The organism is Curtobacterium salicis (genome assembly GCF_011759505.1).
GTDB lineage: Bacteria > Actinomycetota > Actinomycetes > Actinomycetales > Microbacteriaceae > Curtobacterium > Curtobacterium salicis.
Window position 1 is genome coordinate 397,505 of sequence record NZ_JAAOYO010000001.1, and the last position, 24,896, is coordinate 422,400.

At 71.7% G+C, this 24,896-nt stretch carries 22 protein-coding genes and 1 tRNA gene; 19 read left to right on the forward strand and 4 right to left on the reverse strand.

Annotated features, from left to right (window positions below; all coding sequences use genetic code 11):
* Window positions 1-15 precede the first annotated feature (15 nt).
* The gene (locus E9228_RS16740) at window positions 16-300 is read right to left on the reverse strand and encodes a hypothetical protein (protein WP_208385443.1); all 285 of its coding nucleotides are present in this window, start codon (window positions 298-300) and stop codon (window positions 16-18) included.
* Between the two features lie 128 nt (window positions 301-428).
* On the opposite strand from E9228_RS16740, the gene E9228_RS01870 reads away from it, so the two are divergent.
* Together E9228_RS01870 and E9228_RS01875 are read left to right on the forward strand one after the other, a co-directional pair.
* A complete protein-coding gene (locus E9228_RS01870) occupies window positions 429-1,016 on the forward strand; it encodes a DUF1349 domain-containing protein (RefSeq protein WP_166778902.1) in 588 nt (195 codons plus the stop codon).
* 119 nt (window positions 1,017-1,135) lie between these two features.
* Window positions 1,136-2,392: a D-alanyl-D-alanine carboxypeptidase gene (locus E9228_RS01875; protein ID WP_166778903.1), complete on the forward strand. Its 1,257-nt coding sequence runs from the start codon at window positions 1,136-1,138 to the stop codon at window positions 2,390-2,392.
* Between the two features lie 33 nt (window positions 2,393-2,425).
* Here the strand turns inward: E9228_RS01875 and E9228_RS01880 are convergent, their stop codons facing one another.
* A complete protein-coding gene (locus E9228_RS01880; protein ID WP_166778904.1) occupies window positions 2,426-3,211 on the reverse strand; it encodes a GDSL-type esterase/lipase family protein in 786 nt (261 codons plus the stop codon).
* A gap of 24 nt (window positions 3,212-3,235) precedes the next feature.
* Between E9228_RS01880 and E9228_RS01885 the strand changes: the two genes are divergently transcribed.
* From E9228_RS01885 to E9228_RS01915, 7 genes are all read left to right on the forward strand, one after another.
* Window positions 3,236-4,402 carry an acyl-CoA dehydrogenase family protein gene (locus E9228_RS01885; protein WP_166778905.1) on the forward strand — a complete coding sequence of 389 codons (1,167 nt, stop codon included), beginning with the start codon at window positions 3,236-3,238 and terminating at the stop codon, window positions 4,400-4,402.
* Window positions 4,403-4,446: 44 nt separating this feature from the next.
* Window positions 4,447-5,691 carry a DNA polymerase IV gene (dinB, locus tag E9228_RS01890; protein ID WP_166778906.1) on the forward strand — a complete coding sequence of 415 codons (1,245 nt, stop codon included), beginning with the start codon at window positions 4,447-4,449 and terminating at the stop codon, window positions 5,689-5,691.
* Between the two features lie 140 nt (window positions 5,692-5,831).
* Window positions 5,832-7,637: a DEAD/DEAH box helicase family protein gene (locus E9228_RS01895; RefSeq protein WP_166779361.1), complete on the forward strand. Its 1,806-nt coding sequence runs from the start codon at window positions 5,832-5,834 to the stop codon at window positions 7,635-7,637.
* Between the two features lie 13 nt (window positions 7,638-7,650).
* Window positions 7,651-7,857, forward strand: coding sequence for a hypothetical protein (locus E9228_RS01900; protein WP_166778907.1), 207 nt, complete (start codon window positions 7,651-7,653; stop codon window positions 7,855-7,857).
* A 76-nt stretch (window positions 7,858-7,933) separates the two neighbouring features.
* On the forward strand, window positions 7,934-9,262 hold the full coding sequence (locus E9228_RS01905; protein WP_166778908.1) for an NAD(P)/FAD-dependent oxidoreductase: 1,329 nt from the start codon (window positions 7,934-7,936) through the stop codon (window positions 9,260-9,262).
* A 184-nt stretch (window positions 9,263-9,446) separates the two neighbouring features.
* Complete coding sequence (locus tag E9228_RS01910) at window positions 9,447-10,586, forward strand: zinc-dependent alcohol dehydrogenase (protein WP_166778909.1); 1,140 nt, start codon at window positions 9,447-9,449, stop codon at window positions 10,584-10,586.
* A 20-nt stretch (window positions 10,587-10,606) separates the two neighbouring features.
* The gene (locus E9228_RS01915; RefSeq protein ID WP_208385444.1) at window positions 10,607-11,194 is read left to right on the forward strand and encodes a hypothetical protein; all 588 of its coding nucleotides are present in this window, start codon (window positions 10,607-10,609) and stop codon (window positions 11,192-11,194) included.
* A 333-nt stretch (window positions 11,195-11,527) separates the two neighbouring features.
* Here the strand turns inward: E9228_RS01915 and E9228_RS01920 are convergent.
* Window positions 11,528-11,613 (reverse strand) — tRNA-Leu (locus tag E9228_RS01920).
* A gap of 165 nt (window positions 11,614-11,778) precedes the next feature.
* On the opposite strand from E9228_RS01920, the gene E9228_RS01925 reads away from it, so the two are divergent.
* From E9228_RS01925 to mshC, 3 genes are all read left to right on the forward strand, one after another.
* A complete protein-coding gene (locus tag E9228_RS01925; RefSeq protein ID WP_166778910.1) occupies window positions 11,779-13,077 on the forward strand; it encodes a M20/M25/M40 family metallo-hydrolase in 1,299 nt (432 codons plus the stop codon).
* A 64-nt stretch (window positions 13,078-13,141) separates the two neighbouring features.
* Window positions 13,142-13,969, forward strand: coding sequence for an undecaprenyl-diphosphate phosphatase (locus tag E9228_RS01930; RefSeq protein WP_166778911.1), 828 nt, complete (start codon window positions 13,142-13,144; stop codon window positions 13,967-13,969).
* A complete protein-coding gene (gene mshC, locus E9228_RS01935; RefSeq protein WP_166778912.1) occupies window positions 13,966-15,207 on the forward strand; it encodes a cysteine--1-D-myo-inosityl 2-amino-2-deoxy-alpha-D-glucopyranoside ligase in 1,242 nt (413 codons plus the stop codon). The genes E9228_RS01930 and mshC overlap by 4 nt, the downstream gene beginning before the upstream one ends.
* 274 nt (window positions 15,208-15,481) lie before the next feature.
* Here the strand turns inward: mshC and E9228_RS01940 are convergent, their stop codons facing one another.
* Window positions 15,482-16,414 (reverse strand): PAC2 family protein, encoded by a 933-nt coding sequence (locus E9228_RS01940; RefSeq protein WP_166778913.1) that lies wholly within the window; start codon window positions 16,412-16,414, stop codon window positions 15,482-15,484.
* Window positions 16,415-16,587: 173 nt separating this feature from the next.
* Between E9228_RS01940 and E9228_RS01945 the strand changes: the two genes are divergently transcribed.
* From E9228_RS01945 to E9228_RS01975, 7 genes are all read left to right on the forward strand, one after another.
* Window positions 16,588-17,361, forward strand: coding sequence for an HAD family hydrolase (locus E9228_RS01945; protein ID WP_341849730.1), 774 nt, complete (start codon window positions 16,588-16,590; stop codon window positions 17,359-17,361).
* A complete protein-coding gene (locus E9228_RS01950; RefSeq protein ID WP_166778914.1) occupies window positions 17,358-18,464 on the forward strand; it encodes a tRNA (adenine-N1)-methyltransferase in 1,107 nt (368 codons plus the stop codon). The genes E9228_RS01945 and E9228_RS01950 overlap by 4 nt, the downstream gene beginning before the upstream one ends.
* 43 nt (window positions 18,465-18,507) lie before the next feature.
* Window positions 18,508-19,431, forward strand: coding sequence for an FKBP-type peptidyl-prolyl cis-trans isomerase (locus E9228_RS01955; RefSeq protein ID WP_166778915.1), 924 nt, complete (start codon window positions 18,508-18,510; stop codon window positions 19,429-19,431).
* Between the two features lie 30 nt (window positions 19,432-19,461).
* Window positions 19,462-20,544: a WYL domain-containing protein gene (locus E9228_RS01960; RefSeq protein WP_166778916.1), complete on the forward strand. Its 1,083-nt coding sequence runs from the start codon at window positions 19,462-19,464 to the stop codon at window positions 20,542-20,544.
* Complete coding sequence (locus tag E9228_RS01965) at window positions 20,537-21,508, forward strand: helix-turn-helix transcriptional regulator (RefSeq protein ID WP_166778917.1); 972 nt, start codon at window positions 20,537-20,539, stop codon at window positions 21,506-21,508. Before E9228_RS01960 ends, E9228_RS01965 begins: the two co-directional genes overlap by 8 nt.
* Window positions 21,509-21,602: 94 nt before the next feature.
* Complete coding sequence (gene tatC / locus E9228_RS01970) at window positions 21,603-22,355, forward strand: twin-arginine translocase subunit TatC (protein WP_166779364.1); 753 nt, start codon at window positions 21,603-21,605, stop codon at window positions 22,353-22,355.
* Entirely contained in the window at window positions 22,352-24,787 is a 2,436-nt protein-coding gene (locus tag E9228_RS01975; RefSeq protein ID WP_166778918.1) for a DEAD/DEAH box helicase, read from the forward strand. Before tatC ends, E9228_RS01975 begins: the two co-directional genes overlap by 4 nt.
* Window positions 24,788-24,896: the final 109 nt, after the last annotated feature.

The following is a 24,896-nucleotide window of genomic DNA, read 5'->3' on the forward strand; positions in this document are numbered from 1 at the left end:
GAGTCGGCGGCACGGTCAGCGGTACCACTCCTCGGGGATGCTGGCGAGTCGGGACGGGTGCACCTCACCGAGGAGACCGTAGAAGCGCTGGAAGCTCATGATGAGCGGACGCCAACGGTCGGGGTCGACTCGGTTCGCCGTTCCTGCCATGCGGATCGAGTGATGGACGTGGACCCGCGTCACCGTGGCCTCGAACAGGAAGGTCGCGTCGTCGTCCGGCCCGTCCTGCGCGAGCGGCCGGGCGTGCACGACCCGTGCTTCCAGGTTGACGGGGCACTCGTCGATCCGTTCCGCACGCACCGTGTCCCCGGGGCGGCCGTGCAGGCCGACGGAGCGGAGCTTGTCGGGTTCGTGGCGGTACCCGACGTGGCTCTTGCCGCCCGGTACGGCTTCCGGACGTCGTTCGGTCAGGCCGTAGATTCGGTGCCATGAGCGACATCGACTGGTCCATCGGCACCTGGACGAACCCGCCCGCCGCCGTGTCGGTCGCCGACGACGGGATGCGCGTCACCGCGGTCGAGGAGAGCGACGCCTGGCGGACCACCTCGTACGGCTTCGTGCACGACACCGAGCACGCCCTCCTCGCCCCGTTCGCCCAGGACACCGCGATGGAGGTGTCGTTCCACCTGGACTTCTCCGCCCAGTTCGACCAGGCCGGCATCTTCGTCAAGGTCGACGACAGCACCTGGACCAAGGCTGGCGTCGAACGCAGTGACGACCAGGACAGCCTCGGCGCCGTCGTCACCCGCGGCGTCTCCGACTGGTCGCTCGCGCCCGTCCCCGAGTGGCACGGCCGCCTCGTCACGATCCGCGCCAGCCGCTCCGGCGATGCCCTGACCGTCCGAGCCCGGGTCGACGACGAGCCGTGGCGTCTGGTCCGCGTGGCACCGCTGGACCCGGACGCCGAGGTCGGCGCCGGGCCGATGTGCTGCGCGCCGTCGCGGGACGACCTCACCGTGCACTTCACCGCCTGGCGGACCGGGGCGGCCGACGCGAGCCTGCACCCGGACGACTGACCCGCGAGGTCGTCTTCGAGGTCCCGGCCGACCGAGGCCGGCGCCCCGCCGTCTGCAGTGGCGGCCGAGCCGCACCGGACCCAGGGACCCGCCCCGCGCCTCCAGTACGATCCGGTCTCGTGCCGAACGTCGTCCGCCGTCCCCGCTCCGCGATCCGGAGGCCCGTGACGGTCGCCGTCATCGCGGTGCTCCTGCTCGCCGTCGCGTTCCTGGTGGCCGCCGCGGTGGTGCCCTTCGCGCCGGCGACCGCCAGCACCACCACCTACCGGCCGCCGACGGCCAGCGCGGCGGACGTCCGGTTCCCGGACTACGGCGCGACCGCGGTGGAGGCCGACGGGTTCCCGGAGAGCCTGACGACCAGCGGCGACCGGAAGCCGCGGTCGATCGCGAGCATCTCCAAGGTCGTCACCGCGCTCGTGGTGCTCGAACAGAAGCCGCTCGAGCCGGGGCGCCAAGGGCCCACCGTGCACTTCACCCCGGAGATGGAGGCGCTGTACGGGCAGTACGCGGCGCAGAACGGCGAGGTGGCGCCACTGCCGGCCGACCTGCGGCTGTCGGAGTACCGCGCGTTCCAGGTGATGCTCATGAAGTCGGCCAACAACTACGCCGGCTCGCTGGCGCTCTGGGCGTTCGGGTCGATGGACGGCTACCGCAAGGCCGCGGCGACCTGGCTCGACGACCACGGTCTGGACGACACCACGATCATGGAGCCGACGGGCCTCGACCCCCGGAACCAGAGCACGGCGACCGACCTGGTCGACCTCGGCGAACTCGCGCTGGCGGATCCCCTGGTCAAGGAGGTCGTCGGCACCGCGTCCGTGACCGTCCCGGGTGTCGGCGACATCGAGAACTCGAACAAGTTGCTCGGCATGGACGGGGTGGAGGGCATCAAGACCGGCACCCTGGACGAGGCCGGCGCCTGTCTGCTCTTCGCCGCGACCTACCAGCGGGGCGGACGCACGGTGACGGTGGTCGGGGCGATGCTCGGCGGGGTCGACCACGACTCACTCGACGTGGACGTCCGCCGTCTGCTGCACTCGGTCGCGGACGACTTCCACATCATCACGCTGACGAACGCCGGGCAGACCTTCGGCTCGTACCAGGCGCCGTGGCAGGACGAGGTCGACGCGACGGCCAGCCGTGCGGCGTCGCTCCTGGTGTGGGGTCCCACGACGGTCAGCGCGAAGGCGTCGCTGGAGCCCCTGACCTTCGGCTCGGCGGGGGAGCGCGTCGGGTCCGTGCGGTTCACGGTGTCGCACCACGACCCGGTGACGGTGCCGTTGGAGCTCGACCGGTCGATCGAGGACCCGGGCGTCTGGTGGCGGTGGTCGAACCCGTTCCGCGGCGTGGAGCTCGACCGGGCGCTCGTCGGCTGACCGGCCGGGCGCTCGTGCGCCCGGGCCGGGCGCTCAGTCCCGCGCCGCGATCGGCTGCACCGAGGTCCGCTTCGCCGTGATGCCGTCGCCCGACGACGTCCCACGCACCCGTCGGACGACCCACGGCACGAGGTACTCCCGGGCCCAGCCGAGGTCCTCGACGCGGGCTTCGCGCCAGGGCCGTGCGGCGAGCGGCTCCGGGACGGCGGCACCGAGTTCGTGGGCGACGCCGAGGGTGTCGAGCACCGCGGCGGCGACGGTCGCGTGTCCGAGCGGGGAGTGGTGCAGTCGGTCGGCTGCCCACATCCGCGGGTCGCGCAGGACCCGGAGCGCCCAGAGGTTCGTGACGAGCGCCCCGTGCTTGAGCGCGATCGCCTGCAGGTGCTCGTTGTAGATGGCCGTCTTGCCACGCACCATGCCGAGGACCGGGGTCATGCCGACGTCGGGTCCGGTGAACAGCACGACCGTCGCACCGTCACGGCGGAGGGTGCCGATCATCCGGTCGTAGCGTTCGGCCAGGGCATCGGGGTCCGAGCCGGGGCGGATGATGTCGTTGCCGCCCGCCGAGACCGTGATCAGGTCCGGCCCCAGGGCGACGGCGGCCTCGGCCTGCTCGTCGATGATCTGCCCGAGCAGGCGCCCACGGACCGCGAGGTTCGCGTAGCCGAAGTCCGCGTCGGTCCGGTCGGCCAGCGTCTCGGCGACGCGGTCAGCCCAGCCGCGGTGGCCGCCGACGGACTGCGGGTCCGGATCGCCGATCCCCTCGGTGAACGAGTCACCGATCGCGACGTACCGGGTCCAGGGATGCTCGTCTGACACGACAGGCGACCGTACTCTCGTCCCATGACCGAGTCCACTCCCGGCAAGCGACGTCCCTGGACCGTCCCGGACGACCTCCTCGCCCGCATCGCCGCGCGCGCCCCCGGCTACGACGCCGACAACGCCTTCCTCGAGGAGGACCTCGCCGAGCTCCGGGACGCCGGGTACCTCCGCATCGGGGTGCCGATCCGGGACGGAGGCTCGGGGCTGGGTCTCCGCGAGACCGCTGCGGTCCAGCGGACCCTCGCGGCCGCGGCGCCGGCGACGGCGCTCGGACTCGGCATGCACCAGGTGTGGGTGCAGGCGGCCCGCAGCGTGTCCGACCGGGGTGGGACGTTCCTCCAGACCGTCACCGACGCCGCGGCGGCGGACCGGCTGCTGGCCTTCGGGGTGAGCGAGCCGGGCAACGACGCCGTGCTGTTCGACTCGCTGACGACCGCCGAACCGGACGGCTCGGGCGGGTACCGCTTCACCGGCACGAAGGTGTCGACCTCGCTCGCGCCCGCTTGGGACCTGCTCAGCGTGTTCGGCAAGGACACGTCCGGGCCGGAGCCGCGACTCGTGCACGGGTTCGCGGTCCGGTCCGACGGCGGCGTCCGGCACCTGGACGACTGGGACACGCTCGGCATGCGTGCCACGCAGAGCCGGACGACCCTCCTCGAGGGGCTGCACGTGCCGGCGGAGCGGATCGTCCGGGTGCTGCCGGTCGGGCCGGTGGCGGACCCGCTCGTGTTCGGGATCTTCGCCGCCTTCGAACTGCTCGTCGCGTCGGTGTACGTGGGGATCGCCTCGCGCGCGCTGACCCTGGCCGTCGAACGGGCCTCCGGGCGGGTCGCGATGGACGGCACCCCCCGGTCGGCCGATCCGGACGTCCGGCGGGCGGTCGCCGCGATGCGCAGCGCCACCGACGCGATCGCGCTGCAGGTCGACGCGCTCGCCCGGGACGTCGACGAACTCGTCGACCACGACCGATGGTTCCCGCTGCTCGTCGGCACGAAGACCCGCGCGGTCGACACGGCGCAGTCCGTCGTGGACGAGGCGCTGCGGGTCGTCGGCGGCTCGGCCTTCCGGGCGTCGGACGAACTCGCCCGCCTGGCCCGGGACGTCCGCGCCGGCCAGTACCACCCGTCCACGCGGGACTCGGCGATGCGGACCATCGCGGCGGCGGAGTTCGGACCGCTGCCGCGCTGACCCCGGTCGGGTCCGGTGTCGTCGGTCCGTGCGAGCATGACCCGGTGAGCAAGCAGGACGGACGGAACCGACTCGTCACCGACGCGCCCGTCGACGACGTCACGGCCACGGTCCTGCACGTCGACATGGACGCCTTCTTCGCCTCCGTCGAACTGCTCGACCGCCCCGACCTGGTCGGTCTGCCGGTGATCGTCGGGCACGATTCGGACCGATCGGTCGTCACCGCCGCCACGTACGAGGCGCGCAAGTACGGCATCAACTCCGCGATGCCGATGGCGGTGGCGAAACGTCGCTGCCCCGCGGCCGTGATCGTCGAGCCGCACTTCGAGAAGTACAGCGCACGCTCGGCACAGGTCATGCGGATCTTCGACCGGTTCACCCCGCGCGTCGAACGGCTCGGCATCGACGAGGCGTTCCTCGACGTCGCCGGCGCCCTCCGGCTCTACGGCACGCCGTGGCAGATCGGCGCCGAGATCCGCCGGACCGTGTTCGCCGAGACCGGACTGCACTGCTCGGTCGGAGCCGCGTCCACGAAGTTCGTCGCGAAGCTCGCCTCCGGTCGCGCGAAGCCCGACGGCCTGCTGGTCGTCCCGCACGCGTACACGATCGAGTTCCTGCACCCGCAGCCCGTCTCCGCGCTCTGGGGCGTCGGCGGCAAGACACAGGAGACCCTCGAGCGCCGGGGCATCCACACCGTCCGCGACCTCGCCACAACACCGCTGCCGTCGCTCGTCGCACTGCTGGGCCCCGCCGGCGGACAGCGGCTGCACGACCTCGCCTGGGGCCGCGACCCGCGCACGGTCGAGGCCGGGGTCGGCGAGAAGTCGATCGGGCACGAGGTCACGTTCGGTCGCGACCTCACCGAACGCGACGACGTCGCCCGCGAACTGCTGCGCCTGGCCGAGAAGGTGGCCGTCCGACTCCGGCGCGCCGAGGTGCAGGCCCGGACCGTCGCGCTCAAGGTCCGGTACACCGACTTCACCACGCTGACCCGGTCCCGCACGCTCGCCGAACCCAGCGACGTCGCCAAGCGGCTCCACCGCGAAGCCGTCGAGCTCTACGACGTCCTGCACCGGCCGGGCAACCGCATCCGGTTGATCGGTGTCCGCGGTGAGAACCTCGTGCCCGCGGCCGCGAGCAACGCCCTGTGGGACGACGACGCGCCGTGGCGGGAGACCGAGACCACCGTCGACGCGGTCACCGCACGCTTCGGCGCCGGCGTGCTCCGACCGGCTTCCCTCGTCCGCGCGACGCCCGAGCAGCGTGCCCCGCACGCCCGGCAGGACTGAGCGTGCCGGTACACTCGGGTGGAGTGAGCGCAGCGGAGAACATCGAGCACCAGGAACCCGCCGAACTCCCGATCGACGGGTCGTCCGACGCACCGGGCGGAGCGGCCCGTGACGGATCGGAACCGACCGAACCGGCGGCCATCGCCGAGGTCGCGGGCAACGCGGCCGCCGAACACCTTTCCCCGGCCTTCCCGGAGCGCGCCGCGTGGGGCACCGCCTCGAAACTCCGCGCCTGGCAGGTCGAAGCGCTGACGAAGTACTTCGAGAAGGAACCGCGCGACTTCCTCGCAGCGGCCACCCCGGGCGCCGGCAAGACCACGTTCGCGCTGCGCCTGGCGACCGAGCTCCTCGCCAGGGGCACCGTCGACCGGCTCGTGGTCGTCGCACCGACCGAGCACCTCAAGCGGCAGTGGGCCGACGCCGCCGACCGCGTGAACATCCGGCTCGACCCGATGTTCAAGAACGGCGACGGCATGTTCGGCCGGCACTACCAGGGCGTCGCGATCACGTACGCCCAGGTCGGCATGAACCCCGAGGTGCACGAACGCATCACGGCCGGCGGCAAGACCCTGGTCGTCCTCGACGAGGTGCACCACGGCGGCGACGCCCTGACCTGGGGTGACGGCATCCGTCTGGCGTTCTCGAAGGCCACCCGGCGCCTGTCGCTGTCCGGCACGCCCTTCCGCTCGGACACGGCACCGATCCCGTTCGTGCAGTACGCCCCCGACGAGCAGGGCATCCGGACGTCGATCTCCGACTACAACTACGGCTACGGCCGCGCCCTCAAGGACGGCGTCGTCCGGCCCGTGCTGTTCATGGCGTACGCCGGTCAGATGCGCTGGAAGACCCGGATGGGCGACGAGATGTCGGCGTCCCTCGGCGACCCGGTCACGAAGGACATCACCGCGCAGGCCTGGCGGACTGCGCTCTCGCCGGAGGGCGAGTGGATGCCGGCCGTGCTCTCGGCCGCCGACAAGCGCCTCACCGAGGTCCGTCGCGGTGTGCCCGACGCCGGCGGCCTGGTCATCGCGACCGACACCACCACCGCCCGGGCGTACGCGCGCATCCTGCAGCGGATCACGGGGGAGCGGCCGACCGTCGTGCTCTCCGACGAGGCCGCCGGATCCAGCCGCATCCAGTCCTTCGCCGAGGACACCTCGCGCTGGATGGTCGCCGTCCGGATGGTGTCCGAAGGCGTCGACGTGCCCCGCCTCTGCGTCGGGGTCTACGCGACGAGCGCCAGCACGCCGCTGTTCTTCGCCCAGGTGATCGGCCGCTTCGTCCGAGCGCGTCGCCGTGGCGAGACCGCGTCCGTGTTCCTGCCGAGCGTCCCCGGCCTGATGGCCCTCGCCGCCACCCTCGAGCTCGAGCGGGACCACGCACTCGACCGTCCGGCGAACGCCGAGGACGGCATGTACAACCCCGAAGACGCCATGGTCGCCGAGGCGAACAAGGAAGACCGCGCGTCCGAGAGCCTGCTCGACATGCAGCCGTTCGAGGCGCTCGACTCGCAGGCGTCCTTCGACCGCGTGCTCTACGACGGCGGCGAGTTCGGCACCGGGGGCGAGGTCGGTTCCCTCGAGGAGCTCGACTTCATCGGCATCCCCGGCCTGCTCGACCCCGACCAGGTGCGGGACCTCCTCCGTGCCCGTCAGGCGACCCAGGCCAAGCGGTCGAAGGGCCGGGTGCTCAAGGACGGGCTCCCCAGCAGCGCGGCGAAGGCCCCGGAGCCCGAGAACCGTCCGATGTACCAGACCATCAAGGAGCAGCGGTCCGAACTGCAGCGCCTGGTGTCGATCTGGTCCCGGCACGCCAACGAGCCGCACGGGTCGATCCACGCCGAACTCCGCCGGATGAGCGGCGGGCCGGCCGTGGCGCAGGCGAGCATCGAGCAGATCCAGAAGCGCATCGACATCCTGCGCGGACGCATCGGCAACCGCCGGTGAGCACGGTCCGCGCGTGATCGAGCCCGTCGACGACGACCGCACCTGGTACGTCAAGCGGGACCCGGACTCCTCGCCCGAGGCGATCATCGACCGGTTCGGCGGCGGGTACCGGCTACGGCGGTTCTCGCTGCACGAGTCCCGGCGCACGCAGTACGGCGTCTACACCGGACGCGAGATCGCCGAGACCGCGTGGTGGCGCCTCCGCGACGGCGGGAAGTGACCAGGTTCCCGAACGGATCGCCCGGACAGGTGCGGCGCTGATGACGGGGACGGGCAGGATCGGGTAGACCGGAGGAATGGCAGACTCCATCCCTCACGTCCTCGTCCTCGGCGGCGGCTCGGCCGGCTACACCGCCGTCAAGCAGCTGCAGAAGCACGCCGCCACGGTGCCCATGCGCATCACCCTCGTGGACCAGAACACGTACTACACGTACCTGCCGTTCCTGCCCGAGGTCGCCGGCGGTCACATCGCCCCCAAGGACGTCACCGTCGAACTCCGACGCGCGCTCCGCAAGACCCGGGTCATCCAGGGCAAGGTGACCGGGATCTCCTCGGCCGACAAGACCGTCGCCGTCGCCACGGCCGGCGGCGACGACCGCACCCTCGGCTACGACCACCTGATCGTCGCCCTCGGGTCCGTCACCCGCACGTTCCCGACCCCCGGCCTCGACGAGGTCGGCATCGGCTTCAAGACCGTCGAGGAAGCCGCGTACGTCCGCGCGAAGCTCCTCGACAACATCGCGAAGGCCGCTGCCACCCGCGACGAGGACGAGCGTCGACGTCTGCTCACCAGCATCTTCATCGGTGGCGGGTACACCGGCGTCGAGGCGATCGGCGAGCTGTTCGACGTCTCCCAGGCCGCGATCGCCACCTACCCGTCGCTCGCCGGCGAGCAGCCCCGCTGGGTGCTCATCGACGCGCTCGACCGTGTCGCGCCCGAGGTCGGCCCGGAGCTGTCGAAGTGGACCCTCGAGTCCCTCCGCGCCCGTGGCATCGACGTGCGCCTGAAGACCACCATGCCGAGCTGCGAGGGCGGCGTCGTCAAGCTCTCCGACGGCGACGAGTTCGCGACCGGTCTGCTCGTCTGGACGGCCGGCGTCAAGCCGAACCCGCTCCTCGACGCCACCGACCTGCCGCGCGGTCCGAAGGGCCACCTCGCCGCGAACGCGAAGCTCCAGGTCGAGGCCGAGGACACCCACGAGGTCGTCCCCGGCGTCTGGGGCCTCGGTGACGTCGCCCAGGTGCCCGACCTGACCGCCGAGAAGCAGCCGGCGTACTACCCGCCGAACGCGCAGAACGCCGTCCGTCAGGCCGTCGTCGTCGCCGACAACATCGTGGCGTCGATCACCGGCAAGCCCCTCGAGGAGTACCGCCACCCGTCCATCGGCACGGTCGCCTCGTACGGTGTCGCCAAGGGTGCGGCCAACATCAAGGGCATCAAGATGACGAACCTGCTGGCGTGGCTCGCGCACCGCGCGTACCACGTCTACGCGATGCCGACGCTGAACCGCAAGGCGCGCATCGTCATCGGCTGGGTCACCGGTGCGGTGTCCGGCCGCGACGCGACCTCCCTCATCAAGGAGACCGACCCGCGCCGGACCTTCGTCGACGCGGCGAAGAGCTAGCGCGCGCGTCGCGACGCGACTGCCTGCAGACGGGAGGCCCGGTACCAGTTGGTACCGGGCCTCCCGTCCGTCGTGGCGCCGGTCCGGGACCTGCCCTGCCGGCACGACTGGACACCGAACGCGGCCCTGGACGGCCTCCCACCCGGTCAGCGTCACCGTGGACGCCACGAGTGAGAGGAGCGCCATGCGCGCCATGACCTACCGGGGGCCGTACCGGGTCCGCGTCGATGACAAGCCCGATCCCCGCATCGAGCACCCGAACGACGCCGTCATCCGGGTCGAACGGGCCGCGATCTGCGGGTCCGACCTGCACCTGTACCACGGCATGATGCCGGACACCCGCGTCGGGCACACGTTCGGCCACGAGTTCATCGGCGTCGTCGAGGAGATCGGGTCGTCCGTCGAGACCCTCAGCGTGGGGGACCGGGTCATGGTCCCGTTCCACATCTCGTGCGGGACGTGCTGGTTCTGCGCGCGCGGGCTCTTCACGAACTGCCACAACGTGAACCCGAACGCCACCGCTGTCGGCGGCATCTTCGGCTACTCGCACACCACGGGCGGCTACGACGGCGGCCAGGCGGAGCGCGTCCGCGTGCCGTTCGCGGACGTCGGACCGCAGGTGATCCCGGACTGGCTCGACCCGGAGGACGCCCTGATGATGACGGACGCCCTGGGGACGGGGTACTTCGGGGCGCAGCTCGCCTCGATCCGCGAGGGCGACACCGTCGTGGTGCTCGGCGCCGGACGGGTCGGCCTGTTCGCGGCGAAGTCGGCGTGGTTCATGGGTGCCGGACGGGTGATCGTCGTCGACCAGCTCGAGTACCGGCTGCAGAAGGCCCGCGAGTTCGCGCACGCCGAGACGATCAACTACACCGAGGTCGACGACGTGGTGCTCGAGATGAAGAAGCAGACCGACTTCCTCGGCGCGGACAGTGTCATCGACGCGGTCGGGGCCGAGGCGGACGGCAACTTCCTCATGCACGTCTCGAGCGCGAAGCTGAAGATGCAGGGCGGGTCCCCGGTCGCGCTGAACTGGGCGATCGACGGTGTCCGCAAGGGCGGCACCGTGTCGGCGATGGGCGCGTACGGGCCGATCCCGAACCTGGTGAAGTTCGGCGACGCGATGAACAAGGGCGTCACGATCCACATGAACCAGGCGCCGGTGAAGCGGCAGTGGCCGCGGCTGCTCGAGCACATCCAGGCCGGACACCTCAAGCCGAGCGACATCATCACGCACCGGATCCCGCTCGAGCACATCGGCGAGGCGTACCACCTGTTCTCGTCGAAGCTCGACGGGTGCATCAAGCCGGTGATCGTGCCGTGAGCGGGAACGGAGACCAGGACATGAGCACTGCCGACGACCACATCGCCTACGTGGCGGACAAACCGCGGGACCTCCCCTCGGCCGACGAACTCCGGGCACGGATCCCCGGGTGGGGGAGCGACCTCGACCTCGCCGACCGACCGAGCGTCCCGAAGCTGTCCCGCGAGGCCGGTTCGGCGACCGGGGCGCACTGGATCCGGCCCGAGCAGCAGCCCGGGGCCGACGGGCGTGAGCGCTCGATCGAGCACGCCCACGTCACGCCCGTGTTCGGAACCGCCCAGCCGCTGTCCGGCCTGGCCGGCATCGTGAAGCGGTACGCCTACCGGCGGTTCAGCGAGGGCCGGCTGGCGCACTGGATGCTCCTGGTCCTCGGCGACCGGCTCGACGTCGCCACGCACCGGGTGACGGACGCGCTGCGCGGCCGGCCGGACCGGATCATCCAGGAGACCGGGATCGCCGCAGAGCGGGCGGACAGCCCGGTCGGCGCGCGCCTCGGCTCGTCCCGGCGGGACTGGCGGCACGGGGTGCTCGACCCGGTCGTGACGATGTGGCCGTACCTGCTCATCGGTGGGGTGGCGGTCTGGGTGGTCCGGCGCGCGCGGCGCTGACGCGGCGCGGGCGCGGCTGGCGACAGCGTTCGTGTGGCGGGCCGCGTGCCGTGTCGCTGGGCGCGAACTGACGGGAGGCGTGGGGGCGGCCGCGTGCCGCGCCTCCCGTCGGCGTAGCGCGGCTCGGCGCGTTTCGCGCCTGGCGACACCGTTCGGATGGTGGGCCGCGTGCCGTGTCGCTGGGCGCGAATCGACGGGAGGCCCGGTGCGGCCCGCGGGCCGGCAGGCAGACAGGCGGGCAGACAAAAACGAACGGCCCTCCCGAAGGAGGGCCGTTCGCCGCTTGTCTCAACACAAGTGTTCGAGCACGTGCTCCGAGGAGCCGGTACTGCGTGTCCGAGAGGGGACTTGAACCCCTACGCCCTAATACGGGCACTAGCACCTCAAGCTAGCGCGTCTACCAATTCCGCCACCCGGACTGGGTGTGATGCCGCACACATCGTGTGCTCATCGGGCAGTTGAACCGGGTTTCCCCGGCGTTCCTGCCGAGAGAAGACACTAGCACGGCCGTGAACGCACGCTGAACACGGATGCGCATCCCGGGCGCGGCGGGGACACAGCACCATCGCCGGTAGCGTTGGCGCATGACGTCCGAGCTGGAACGCACCGCGGCGATCGCGCGGGACCTCATCCGCATCGACACGACGAACTGGGGTGAGGGAAAGTCGCGCGGCGAGACCGAGGCGGCGCACTACGTCGAGTCCGCACTGCAGCAGCTCGGGCTCACCCCGCAGCTGTTCGAGTCCGAACCGGACCGGGTCAGCGTGGTCGCCCGCGTGCCCGGTCGCGACCGCAGCAAGCCGGCACTCGTCGTGCACGGGCACCTCGACGTCGTCCCCGCCGACCCGGAGAACTGGTCCGTCGACCCGTTCGGCGGCGAGGTGCGCGACGGGTCCCTGTGGGGGCGCGGCGCCGTCGACATGAAGAACATGGACGCGATGATGCTCACGTCGCTGTCGGACGTCATCGAGCAGCAGGGGGCTCCGGAACGCGACCTGGTGATCGCGTACTTCGCCGACGAAGAGGCCGGCGGCATCCTCGGCGCCCACCACGTCGTCGACACCCACCCCGAGGTCTTCGCCGGCGCCACGGCTGCGATCAGCGAGGTCGGCGGCTACTCGATCACCCTCGGCGACCGACGCGCCTACCTGCTGCAGACCGGCGAGAAGGCGCTGATGTGGGTGAAGCTCACCGCCCGAGGAACCGCGGCGCACGGCTCGCACGTCATCAAGGACAACGCGGTGACGAAGATCGCCGGTGCCGTCGCCCGCATCGGCAGCGAGGAGTGGCCGGTCCGGCTCTCGGACACGACGACCGCCATGGTCGCCGAGGTCGCCCGCTTCCTCGGCGTCGACCCGGTCGCCACCGGTCCGGACGAGGTCGCCCTCGCCACCGGGTCCGCCGCACGGTTCATCCACGCCGCGCTGCACACGACCACGAACCCGACGGTCCTGACCGCCGGGTACAAGCACAACGTGATCCCCGACCAGGCGACCGCGCTCGTCGACATCCGCTGCCTGCCCGGTGACGAGGACACGGTCCTGGCCCGGGTGCGCGAACTCGCCGGCGACGACGTCGAGATCACGATGACGCACCGGGACGTCGGACTCGAGCAGGACTTCGGCGGCCCGCTCGTCGACGCCGTGCGGGACGTGCTCGAACGCCACGACCCGGGCGCCCCGGTGCTGCCGTACCTGCTGTCCGGCGGCACCGACAACAAGGCGCTCTCACGGCTCGGCATCGCGGGCTACGGGTTCGTGCCGCTGCAGCTGCCGGCAGGAGTGGACTTCCCGGCGATGTTCCACGGCGTGGACGAGCGGGTGCCGCTCGAGTCGTTGGCGTTCGGCCGCCGCGTCCTCGGAGACCTGTTCGCGACCTACTGATACCGTGCATGGTCGTCGTCGGTGACGGCACAACCGAGTCCAGCACCGGCGAAAGGCCGCACACGTGCACATCTTCGAGGCGATCTTCCTCGGCTTCGTCCAGGGGCTGACGGAGTTCCTGCCGGTCTCCTCCAGCGCCCACCTGCGCATCGTCGGGCTGTTCCTGCCCGACGCGCAGGACCCCGGCGCGGCCTTCACGGCGGTGACGCAGCTCGGCACCGAGACGGCCGTGCTCATCTACTTCTGGAAGGACATCGTCCGGATCGTCCGGAAGTGGTTCGGTGCCCTCGCCGGCAAGGTCCCGCGGAACGACCCGGACGTCCGCGTCGGCTGGCTCGTGATCATCGGCACCATCCCGATCGGTGTCGTCGGACTGCTCCTGCAGGACACCATCGAGACGACCTTCCGGTCGCTGTGGATCGTCGCGATCGTCCTCATCGTCTTCGGAGTGGTCCTCGGTGTCCTGGACCGCGTCGGCCGTAAGGTCCGTCCGATCGAGCAGATGACCTTCGGTGGGGGCATCCTCATCGGCCTGGCGCAGGTCCTGGCGCTCGTGCCGGGCGTCTCCCGCTCCGGGGCCACCGTGTCGATGGGCCTCGCCCTCGGGTACACGCGGCCGGCCGCGGCACGGTTCGCGTTCCTCCTGGCCATCCCCGCGGTGTTCCTGTCGGGCCTGTACGAGGCCGCGACGAGCCTCGGGGACACCGGCGCACCGTTCGGCGTCGCCGACACCCTCATCGCGACCGTGGTGGCCTTCGTCGTCGGCTTCGTCGTCATCGCCGCGTTCATGAACTACATCAGCAAGCGGAGTTTCATGCCGTTCGTCGTGTACCGGATCCTGCTCGGGATCGTCCTCATCGTGCTGCTCTCGCTCGGGGTGGTGCAGGCATGAGGGCCTGGTCGACGCCGTCCGTCCCGGAGGTCCCCGGTACCGGCCCGCGCCCGGTCGTCCACGACACCGCCACCGGCAAGCCCGTCGACCCGACGCAGGGCGCGGACCGCGCCGCGCTGTACGTCTGCGGCATCACGCCCTACGACGCCACCCACCTCGGCCACGCCGCCACCTACCTGGCGTTCGACACGCTCGGCCGGGTCTGGCGTGACGCCGGGTTGCAGGTGCAGTACGCCCAGAACACGACCGACGTCGACGACCCGCTGCTCGAACGCGCCAGCCGGGACGGCGTCGACTGGCAGGAGCTCGCCGCCTCGCAGATCGACCTGTTCCGCCGCGACATGGAGTCCCTGCGCGTCCTGCCGCCGGACGACTACGTGGCCGTCACGGACGAGGTCGACCGCGTCGCCGAGGCCGTCGCCTACCTCGAGGAGACCGGCTACGCCTACACCGTGCCGACACCCGACTCGGAGGGCGAGGACCTGTACTTCGACGTGCAGCGGGCGAACGACGTGTGGACGCTCGGCGACGAGAGCCGCCTGGACCGTGACACCATGCTCGCCCTCTCCGCCGAACGCGGCGGCGACCCCGACCGCCCCGGCAAGCGCGACCCGCTCGACCCGCTCCTGTGGCGCGCCGAACGCCAGGGTGAGCCGAGCTGGGACACCGAGATCGGCCCCGGACGACCCGGCTGGCACATCGAGTGCAGCGTCATCGCCGGCGATCGCCTGGGCCTGCCGATCAGCGTCCAGGGCGGCGGCAGCGACCTGGTCTTCCCGCACCACGAGATGAGCGCCGGACACGCTGCAGCCCTGGCGCAGCAGCCGCTCGCGAACGCCTTCGTGCACACCGGCATGGTCGCGTACCAGGGCACGAAGATCTCGAAGTCGCTCGGCAACCTGGTCACCGTCCGCGGTCTGCTCGACGACGGCGCCGACCCGCGGGCGATCCGGCTGGCGCTGCTGTCGCACCGGTACTCCGACGACTGGGAGTGGTTCGACGGCGACCTCGAGGACGCCGGACGCCGGCTCGCGTCGTGGGACGCCTGGGCGGTTCGTGGCGACGGGGAGCAGGCAGACGCGGACGAGGTCATCGGCCGCCTCCGCGCCCGGGTCGCCGACGACCTCGACACGCCGGGTGCCGTCGCGGTCGTCGACACGGCGATCGCGGCCGGCACGGCGGCCACACCCGAGCTCGTCGACCTGGTTGACGCGCTGCTCGGCATCCGCATCGGCTGACGCGCCGAGCGCGGAGCGCGCGGGCGCGCGACGCGCCGAGCGCGGAGCGCCGAGGTGCCGCAATTCCGGCATCTCGGGCTCCGAGGCGCCCGAATTTCGGCACCTCGGCGACCGGCAGACGGCGAGTCGCGACACCTCGGCGGGCGGGCTCGCGTGCCTGACGCACGCACCTGACGGACGGGAGGCCCGGGACCAGCTGGTCCCGGGCCTCCCGTCCGTCAGCGCACCGCGCCGACCACGCCTCCTGCGGCGGCTGCGCGTACTGCAGCTGCGCCTACTGCGGCGGCTGCGGCGGACGCCACGGCCCCTCGCCGGCGGCGCCACCGCCGTCCTTGCCGTCCTTGTGCTCGCGACGCCGGAGGTACTGCTCGAACTCCTGGGCGATCGCGTCACCGGAGGCCTCGGGGGAGTCGACGGTGTCGCGTGCCTGCTCGAGCTGCCCGATGTACGACGCCATGTCCTCGTCGTCCGAGGCGAGGGCGTCGATGCCCTCTTCCCACTGTGCGGCGTCGTCGAGCAGGGTGCCGCGCGGCACGGTCACGTCGGTCAGCTCCTCCATCTTGTCGAGGAGCGACAGGGTGGCCTTCGGCGAGGGCGCGTTGTGCACGTAGTGCGGCACCGACGCCCACAGGGACAGGGTCGTGAGCCCGGCCTTGTCCATCGAGTCGGCGAGGACGCCGAGGATCCCGGTCGGGCCCTCGTAGGTCGACTTGTCCACGTCGAAGGCGGCACGGACGCTCGCGTTCTCGCTGGAGACGAAGACGGAGATCGGGCGGGTGTGGGGGACGTCGGCGAGCATCGCCCCGACGAAGACGACGGCGTCGATCGAGTAGACGTCGGCCAGGTCGATCACCTCGGCGCAGAAGCCCCGCCAGGTCCGCGAGGGCTCCGGGCCGACCAGGACGAACACGTCGCGCTCGGTCGGGGCGCCGGTCGCGCCGATCACCGGGCGACCCTCGGCGCTCGGGCCGTGCAGGACGATGCGCGGCCACTGCACACCGCGTTCGCCGTCGTCGTCGAACCCGACCTCGGGCCGGTTGAACTGGTAGTCGACGTAGCGTTCGCCGTCGATCTCGCGGAGCTCGGAGAGCTCGAGCGCGTCGACGATGCGGCGGGCGAGACCGCTCGCGGCCTCTCCCGCGTCGTTCCAGCCCTCGAACGCGACGACGAGGAGCCGTCCGTCGCTGAATGGGGAGTGCTGTGGCACGGCAGGGCCTCCTGGTGGTGGAGTGGTCCGCCGCGCTCGCGCGCGCGCCGACCGGACACGATCAGGCATCCACGATAGTCCCGCCGGGAGTGAGCGGGGCGTCCGGACCGCTCGCCGGAGACGCGGGCAGGCCCGGCCTGCCCCGGACGGTGCCGCCGGTAGACTCGTCGCCCGTGACCGCGCAACCCCCTGCCCCCGCCCAGTCCACGAGCGTGCTGCCCGCAGCCGTGTTGTGGGACATGGACGGCACGATCATCGACACCGAGCCCATCTGGCAGGAGTCGCAGGTCGTGCTCACCGCCCGCTACGGCGCCGAGTGGACCCACCAGGACGGCCTGTCCCTGGTCGGCAGCGGCCTGGAGCGCTCGGGGGAGATCCTCCGCGACAAGGGCGTCGACATGGAGGTCGAGGAGATCGTCCAGTGGATGACCGACTTCGTCGTCGAGCGGCTCCACGGGGACGACCTGCCCTGGCGGCCCGGTGCTCGTGAGCTCGTCGAGGAACTGCACGACCGCGGTGTGCCCACGGCCCTCGTGACGATGTCGCGGCGGACGATGGCGCTCGTCACGGCCGAGGCGTTCGGCGACCGCGGCTTCCGGGTCGTGGTGGCCGGGGACGACGTCGACCGCCCGAAGCCGCACCCGGACGCGTACCTCGCCGCCGCGGCGCAGCTCGGGGTCGAGCCGACCGCCTGCATCGCGATCGAGGACTCCGCCACCGGCGTCGCCTCCGCCCGCGCGTCCGGGGCGGTCACCGTCGCGGTCGAGCACATCGTCCCCATCGCGGAGGGCGCGAGCGACGTGCACCTCACCACGCTCGACGGTGTCGACGTCGACCGTCTGCTCGAACTCACCGGCCCGGCGCTGAGCGTCCGCGCCGCCGAACGCCAGGGAGGCCCGGCCTCCGTCCCGACGTCGGCCCCCGTCACCGAAGGGGACCCGCGATGAGCGACGACACCACCGCAGCGCACGACGCCGGCACGACCGCTCCCAAGGTCGAGCTGCCGCACACCGCAGGCGGCGCACCGCACACCCCGCCGCGCGGACCGTTCCGCGCCGGCGACCGCGTGCAGCTGACCGGGCCGAAGGGCAAGCTGACGACGCTCTCGCTCGAGCCGGGCATCGTCTACCACACCCACCGCGGCATGCTGGCCCACGACGACGTCATCGGGCAGCCCGACGGCTCGGTCATCCGCGCGAGCTCCGGCGACGAGTACCTGGCACTCCGTCCCCTGCTGAACGACTACGTCATGTCGATGCCCCGCGGCGCCGCGATCGTCTACCCGAAGGACGCGGCGCAGATCGTCGCCTTCGCCGACGTCTTCCCCGGAGCCCGCGTGGTCGAGGCCGGCGTCGGTTCGGGCGCCCTGTCGCTGTGGTTGCTCCGCGCGATCGGTCCGACGGGCACCCTGCGGTCCTTCGAGCGTCGTGAGGAGTTCGCGGCGATCGCCCGTGGCAACGTCGGCACCTTCCTCGGCGCCGTCCCCGACAACTGGTCGGTCACGGTCGGTGACCTGGTCGAGGAACTGCCGCAGGCCGTGGAGCCGCAGAGCGTCGACCGTGTCGTGCTCGACATGCTGGCGCCGTGGGAGTGCGTCGACGAGTCGGCCGACGCCCTCGTGCCCGGTGGCCTCATCGTCTGCTACGTCGCGACCGTGACGCAGCTCTCCCGAACGGCCGAGGCGCTGCGGGACACCGGTCGCTTCACCGACCCGCAGTCGAGCGAGACCCTGGTGCGCACCTGGCACGTCGAGGGTCTCGCGGTCCGCCCGGACCACCGCATGGTGGCGCACACCGGCTTCCTCGTCACCGCCCGCCGACTGGCCGACGGGGTCGTCCTGCCGAACCTGAAGCGTCGTGCCGGCAAGGCCGAGTTCTCCGACGAGGACGTCGAGGCCTGGACGCCCGGCGCCGTCGGCGAGCGTGGTGCCAGCGACAAGAAGCTCCGGAAGGTCGCCCGGCAGGCGGCCGCCCAGGCCCGGAAGGTCGCCGCTGCCGAAGCCGCGTCGGAGGCCTCCGACGCGTCCGGCCCCACCGACAGCGACCGGTAGGCTTCCCACCGTGCCCGTCCTGCATCGACCGGAAAGAGGATCCGTGCGCGCCATCCCCGCACTCGTCGTCACCATCGGACTCCTCGCGTCACTGACGGCGTGCGCCACCCCGGGTGCGGGATCGGCCAGCACGTGCGCCCCGTCCGGAGCCGCGTCCCAGGCCGTGTCGGCGAAGGGCGCCTTCGGTTCGGAGCCGAAGGTCACCGTGCCCGCCGGCCTGACGGTCCGCGGCACCCAGGTCTCCGTCCTCCGTCAGGGCGACGGCCGCACGATCGGCGACGGCACGCCCGTGCTGCTCGAGTACACGCTGGTCGACGGTGCCACCGGAGCGGTCGCACAGACCAGTGGCTACACCGGCAGCGCTGCGCCCCTCACGGCCGGTTCGACCAACGGCGGAGCACTCGGCAAGGCGCTCGAGTGCGCCCAGGTCGGCGACCGCTTGGCCGTGGCCCTGCCGAAGTCCGCGCTCTCCGGCACCGCTGCCGACTCGGGTTCCACGTCGTCGAAGTCGGAGGACGCCGCCGTCTTCGTGGTCGACGTCAAGCGTGCCTTCGACGCCCGCGCCACCGGCACACCGCAGCTCGCGGGCGACGGCATGCCCGCCGTCGTGCTCGCACCCGACGGCGCGCCCGGCATCACGATCCCGTCGTGGTCCGCACCGAAGAAGGACGAGCAGCACCTGCTCCGCAAGGGCGACGGCACCACGCTGACGGCGAAGGACACCGCCGTCGTCAAGTACACCGCCGTCACGTGGGGCAGCAGCACGGACGACTCGACCGTGGCGGGCTCCAGCTGGACCGACGGCTCCGGCGCCCAGCCGCTGCCGCTGGCGAAGGGGCAGGTCGTCGACGGCATCCGGAACGCCCTCCTCGGCCGCCACGTCGGTGACCAGGTCCTGGCGATCGTCCACCAGCAGGGTGCCGCGTACGCGTACGTCATCGACGTGCTCGGCGTGATGCCGCGCTGACCCGCACCGCAGGCTGCGTAGGATCGGCACGTGCCCACCACTCGTGCTCCCCGTGTGCCCGCTGAGGAACGGCTGTTCAGCCTGGTCCTGGCGCTGCTGTCGACGGAGTCCGGGCTGACGAAGTCCGAGATCCTGGCGAACGTGCAGGGCTACCGGCAGCGGTACGCCGCCGGTGGGGACAACGCCTCGCTCGAGCGGCAGTTCGAGCGGGACAAGGACGACGTCCGCGAGCTCGGCATCCCGCTCGAGACGATCGAGACGCCGGGTGCCGCCGGCAACAACCAGACGCTGCGCTACCGGATCCCGAAGGGCGAGTACGACCTGCCCCTGGACGTCCGGTTCACTCCGGACGAGTCCGCCCTGCTCTCCCTGGCCGCGATGGCGTGGCGTGAGGGCGCGCTGTCCGCCGACTCCCGCCGGGGTCTGCTCAAGGTCCGTTCGGCGGGTTCCGACGACGACGGGTCGGAGCACGACGCCGGCGACGGGACCTCCGCCATCGGCGCGTACGCCCCGCGGCTGCGCACCCGGGACGCCGCGTTCGAGCCGCTGCGCTCGGCCCTCGACCGGGCGGCCGCCGTCCGGTTCGCCTACATCACGCCGGGGCACCACGAGGCCCGGGTCCGGCAGCTCGCCCCGCTCGCACTCGTGCAGCACGGCGGTCGGTGGATGCTCGCCGCGCACGAGTTCGCGACGGACTCCGAGAAGAACTACCTGCTCGCCCGGATCGTCGGTCCGGTGACCCAGTACGAGGTCGGGCAGCACCCGGCGCCGGCGGATGCCGGGGAACGGGCACTGGCCGGGCTCGACCGGGTCTGGGCCGAACGCACGGCGACCGTGCACGTCGTCCCCGGTTCCGACGCCGAGCGACGACTGACCCGCCGCCGCGACACCACCTCGACCACCGAGGGCGAGCTCGTGATCCACCACGTCGACCCGCAGCTCCTGGCCGAGGAACTCGCCGCGTTCGGACCCGAGGTGCGCGTCGTCGAGCCGGAGGACCTCCGGCAGCGTGTGGTCGACCGGCTCCGTGTGCTCGTCGAGGACCACACCGGCACGCCCGACCGCGACACCGTCGACCAGGCCACGGGGAACGACGGAGCGACGCATGGCTGACACGCAACCGCTGCAGGCGCAGGACAAGCTGGCGTTCCTGCTGGCCCTCGTGCCGTACCTGATCGACCGCGAGCGGGTCTCGGTGTCCGAGGCCGCGCGGCACTTCGACGTCCCGGAGTCGCGCATCCGCCGTGCCGTGGAGCTCATCGCGGTGTCCGGCGTCCCGGGCGAGACCATGCAGTACCAGCACGGCGACCTGTTCGACATCGCCTGGGACGACTTCGACCAGAACGACATGATCGTCCTGACGAACCTGGTCGCGATCGACGACGCCCCACGGCTCTCGGCGCGCGAGGCCTCGGCGCTCATCGCCGGCCTGCAGTACCTGTCGGCCCTGCCGGAAGCCGCGGACAAGGACGCGATCCGGGCGTTGATGGCGAAGCTGTCCCGCGGTGCCGGTGGTGCCTCGGGCAACGTCGCCGTCGGTCAGGACCTGCACGACGCCGCCCTGACCGTGATCCGGGAGGCCATGTCGGGCCGCCGTGGGCTGCAGTTCGAGTACGCCGGACCGCGGACGCAGGGCAGCACCCGCCGGGTCGACCCGCTCCGCGTCGAGTCGATCGACGCGGACTGGTACCTGCGCGCCTGGGACCTCGACCGCGCGGCGATCCGCACCTTCCGCCTCGACCGGATGTCCGGCGTCCGCGTCGACGACCGACCCGCCGAACGGACCATCGACGACGTCGTCCTGCCCGACACGCTGTTCCAGCAGAGCGCCCAGGACGTCATCGTGACGGTGGAGCTCGACGGTTCCTCGCTGCCGCTGGTCGCGGACTTCCTCGCCGACACCGCGGACGCACCGGACGACGGCGGACGGGTGCGCATCCGTCTCGCCGCGTCGGCCGGGTTCGACGGGGTCGTGCGGTTGGTCGCCGGGTTGCCGGGCCGGGCAGTGGTGCTCGATCCGCCGGCCGCACGGCAGGCCGTGCACGACTTCGCCGCGGCCGCGCTCGACATCCACTGAGAGACCGCTGCCGTAGGATCGCACCATGGCTTCGACGACCGCGAGCGGGCGAGAGAAGCGGCACGGGCGCCGGCCGAAGGAGCCCGAAGGCCGCATGTCACTCGGTCAGCACCTGATCGAGCTGCGCAACCGTCTCTTCAGGGCCGTCATCGCGGTCCTCGTGGGCGCGATCGGCGGATGGTTCCTCACGCCGTTCGTGCTCGACTCGCTCCGTTCGCCGGTGACCCAGCTGGCCCGTGTCGGCGGTCACACGGCCGAACTGAACTTCCCGATGATCACGGGCGCGTTCGACCTCCGCCTGCAGATCGCCATCACGATCGGCGTCGTCCTCGCCAGCCCGGTCTGGCTGTACCAGATCTGGGCCTTCATCGTCCCGGCGCTGGTCCGCCGCGAGAAGCAGTACGTGTGGGGCTTCCTCGGCACCGCGATCCCGCTGTTCTTCGCCGGCTGCGCGTTCGGCTGGTACGTCCTGCCACACGTGGTCGGGATCCTCGGCAGCTTCGTCTCGGCGCAAGACACATCGATCGTCGACGCGAAGGCGTACTACGACTTCGTCATCAAGCTCATCGTCGCGGTCGGCATCGCCTTCGTCCTGCCGGTGTTCCTGGTCCTGCTGAACTTCGTCGGTGTCCTGTCGGCGGCGGCGATCATCCGCTCCTGGCGGGTCGCGATCGTCCTCATCCTGATCTTCACCGCCCTGGTGACCCCGTCGGCGGACATCTTGTCGATGTTCATCCTGGCGATCCCCATGGTGGTGCTCTACTTCGCGGCCTGCCTGGTCACGTGGATCCACGACCGCCGTGTGGCCAAGCGCCAGGCGAAGCTCGACGAGGAGTACGGCCTGTGACCGAGACGAGCCTCAGCCCCGCCGAGCGGTTCGCCGCCGCCAAGGTGCGGTCGCGATCCCGGAACCTCGAGCTGTTCCGGACCGATCTGCGCTTCGACCTCGACCCGTTCCAGTTCGCGGCGTGCGACTCCGTGGACCAGGGCCGGAGCGTCCTGGTGGCCGCGCCGACCGGGGCCGGCAAGACGATCATCGCCGAGTTCGCGATCTGGTTGGCGATGCGCCAGCCGACGGCGAAGGTGTTCTACACGACGCCGATGAAGGCGCTCAGCAACCAGAAGTACGCCGAGCTCGTGCAGGCCTACGGCGAGACCGAGGTCGGCCTGCTCACCGGCGACACGAACGTCAACCCGCGGGCCCGCGTCGTCGTGATGACGACCGAGGTCCTGCGCAACATGATCTACGCGGACTCCGACCTGCTCGACGACCTGGCGTGGGTCGTCCTCGACGAGGTGCACTACCTGGCCGACCGGTTCCGTGGGGCGGTGTGGGAAGAGGTCATCCTGCACCTGCCGACCGAGGTCCGGCTGGTCTCGCTGTCCGCCACGGTCAGCAACGCCGAGGAGTTCGGCGACTGGTTGCAGACGGTCCGCGGTGACACCGACGTCATCGTGTCGGAAGACCGTCCGGTGCCGCTCGACCAGCACGTCCTCGTCGGCAACAAGATGGTCGACCTCTTCGACTCGTCGGGTGCGGCGGCGACCAACCGGGTCAACCCGGAGCTGCTCCGTCTGGTGGGCAGTGCCTCCCGTGGGTCCGGCGGTCCTCGCGGCCGACGCGGCCGTGGCGGGTTCCCGGAACGTCGTGGACCGCGCACCGAGAAGGCGCACCGCGAGCAGATCGCCAAGATGCTCGACGAGCGGATGCTGCTGCCGGCGATCTTCTTCGTCTTCAGCCGCAACGGCTGCGACCAGGGTGTCCGCCACGTCGTCCGGTCCGGGTTGTCGCTGACGACGGCCGACGAACGCCGTGAGATCCGTGAGACGGCCGAGTACCACTGCCGCACCCTGCTCGACGAGGACCTGGCGGTGCTCGGCTACTGGGAGTGGCTCGAGGGCCTGGAACGCGGCGTCGCCGCGCACCACGCGGGTCTGCTGCCCGCCTTCAAGGAGGTGGTGGAGGACCTCTTCCAGCGTAAGCTCGTGAAGGTCGTCTTCGCCACCGAGACCCTGGCGCTCGGCGTGAACATGCCGGCGCGCACCGTCGTGCTCGAGAAGCTCGAGAAGTTCAACGGCGAGGCCCGGGTCCCGATCACGCCGGGGGAGTACACGCAGCTGACCGGTCGTGCCGGTCGCCGTGGCATCGACGTCGAGGGCCACTCGGTCGTGCAGTGGACGGACGGCCTCGAGCCGCAGGCGGTGGCCTCGCTCGCCAGTCGTCGGACCTACCCGCTCAACTCGTCGTTCAAGCCGACCTACAACATGGCCGTCAACCTCATCGAGCAGTTCGGCCGGGACCGCACCCGTGAGGTCCTCGAGACCTCGTTCGCGCAGTTCCAGGCGGACCGCTCGGTCGTCGACCTGGCGCGCAAGGTCCGATCGCAGCAGGAGTCGCTCGACGGCTACCAGGACGCGATGCAGTGCCACCTCGGCGACTTCACCGAGTACGCGGCGCTCCGTCGTCGGCTGTCGGACCTCGAGCGCACGAACGTCCCCGGCGGTCGTGAGGCGTCGCACGGTGCCCGGCAGGAGCGGCAGGCCGCGATCAGCGAGGTCCGTCGCCAACTCCAGCGGCACCCCTGCCACGCCTGCCCGGACCGCGAGGCCCACGCCCGCTGGGCCGAGCGCTGGTACAAGCTCAAGCGCACCAACGACAAGCTCGTCCAGCAGATCCGGTCCCGTACGGGCGCGGTCGCGACCACGTTCGACCGGGTCACCGACGTGCTGCTGGCCCTCGGGTACCTGGTGCAGGACGAGCAGGGCGACGTCACGGTGGCCGCCGGTGGTCGACGGTTGCAGCGCATCTACGGCGACCGGGACCTGTTGGTCGCCGAGTGCCTGGAGGCCGGGGTCTGGAAGGACCTCACCCCCGCCCAGCTCGCCGGCATGGCGGCGACGATCGTGTACCAGCCGCGTCGTGAGGACGCTCCGGGGACCGAACACGCCGTCCCGCGCGGCGCGTTCCGTCCGGCGCTCGACGAGACGCTGACCATCTGGTCGCGTCTGGACGACGTCGAGCGCGACGCCCGGCTCGCCGGTTCAGAACCGCCCACCCCGGCCATCGCGCTCGGCATGTTCCGCTGGGCGTCCGGCTCGCCGCTCGACGACGTCCTGCGCTCGCTCGACCTGGCCGCCGGTGACTTCGTGCGCTGGTCGAAGCAGGTCATCGACCTCCTCGACCAGATCCGGAACGCCGGCGACCCGGACCTCGCGCAGGTCGCCCGTCGTGCCACCGACGCGGTCCGCCGCGGCATCGTCGCGTACGCGACGGTCTGACGGGAGGCCCAGTGTCGGTTCCCGGGACAGCCGTGCGCCCGGCAGGTGCCGACGTCCGGCGAGGCGGCGTCCGGCGAGCGGACGGGACGTCGGCGCCGGTCGTCCCCGA

What these genes read in the sequence shown, in the direction of transcription:
- E9228_RS01870 (WP_166778902.1), top strand. Translation starts at nt 429, where the DNA reads ATGAGCGACATCGACTGGTCCATCGGCACCTGGACGAACCCGCCCGCC.
- E9228_RS01885 (WP_166778905.1), top strand. Translation starts at nt 3,236, where the DNA reads ATGACCGAGTCCACTCCCGGCAAGCGACGTCCCTGGACCGTCCCGGAC.
- E9228_RS01905 (WP_166778908.1), top strand. Translation starts at nt 7,934, where the DNA reads ATGGCAGACTCCATCCCTCACGTCCTCGTCCTCGGCGGCGGCTCGGCC.
- E9228_RS01910 (WP_166778909.1), top strand. Translation starts at nt 9,447, where the DNA reads ATGCGCGCCATGACCTACCGGGGGCCGTACCGGGTCCGCGTCGATGAC.
- E9228_RS01915 (WP_208385444.1), top strand. Translation starts at nt 10,607, where the DNA reads ATGAGCACTGCCGACGACCACATCGCCTACGTGGCGGACAAACCGCGG.
- E9228_RS01925 (WP_166778910.1), top strand. Translation starts at nt 11,779, where the DNA reads ATGACGTCCGAGCTGGAACGCACCGCGGCGATCGCGCGGGACCTCATC.
- mshC (WP_166778912.1), top strand. Translation starts at nt 13,966, where the DNA reads ATGAGGGCCTGGTCGACGCCGTCCGTCCCGGAGGTCCCCGGTACCGGC.
- E9228_RS01950 (WP_166778914.1), top strand. Translation starts at nt 17,358, where the DNA reads ATGAGCGACGACACCACCGCAGCGCACGACGCCGGCACGACCGCTCCC.
- E9228_RS01965 (WP_166778917.1), top strand. Translation starts at nt 20,537, where the DNA reads ATGGCTGACACGCAACCGCTGCAGGCGCAGGACAAGCTGGCGTTCCTG.
- tatC (WP_166779364.1), top strand. Translation starts at nt 21,603, where the DNA reads ATGTCACTCGGTCAGCACCTGATCGAGCTGCGCAACCGTCTCTTCAGG.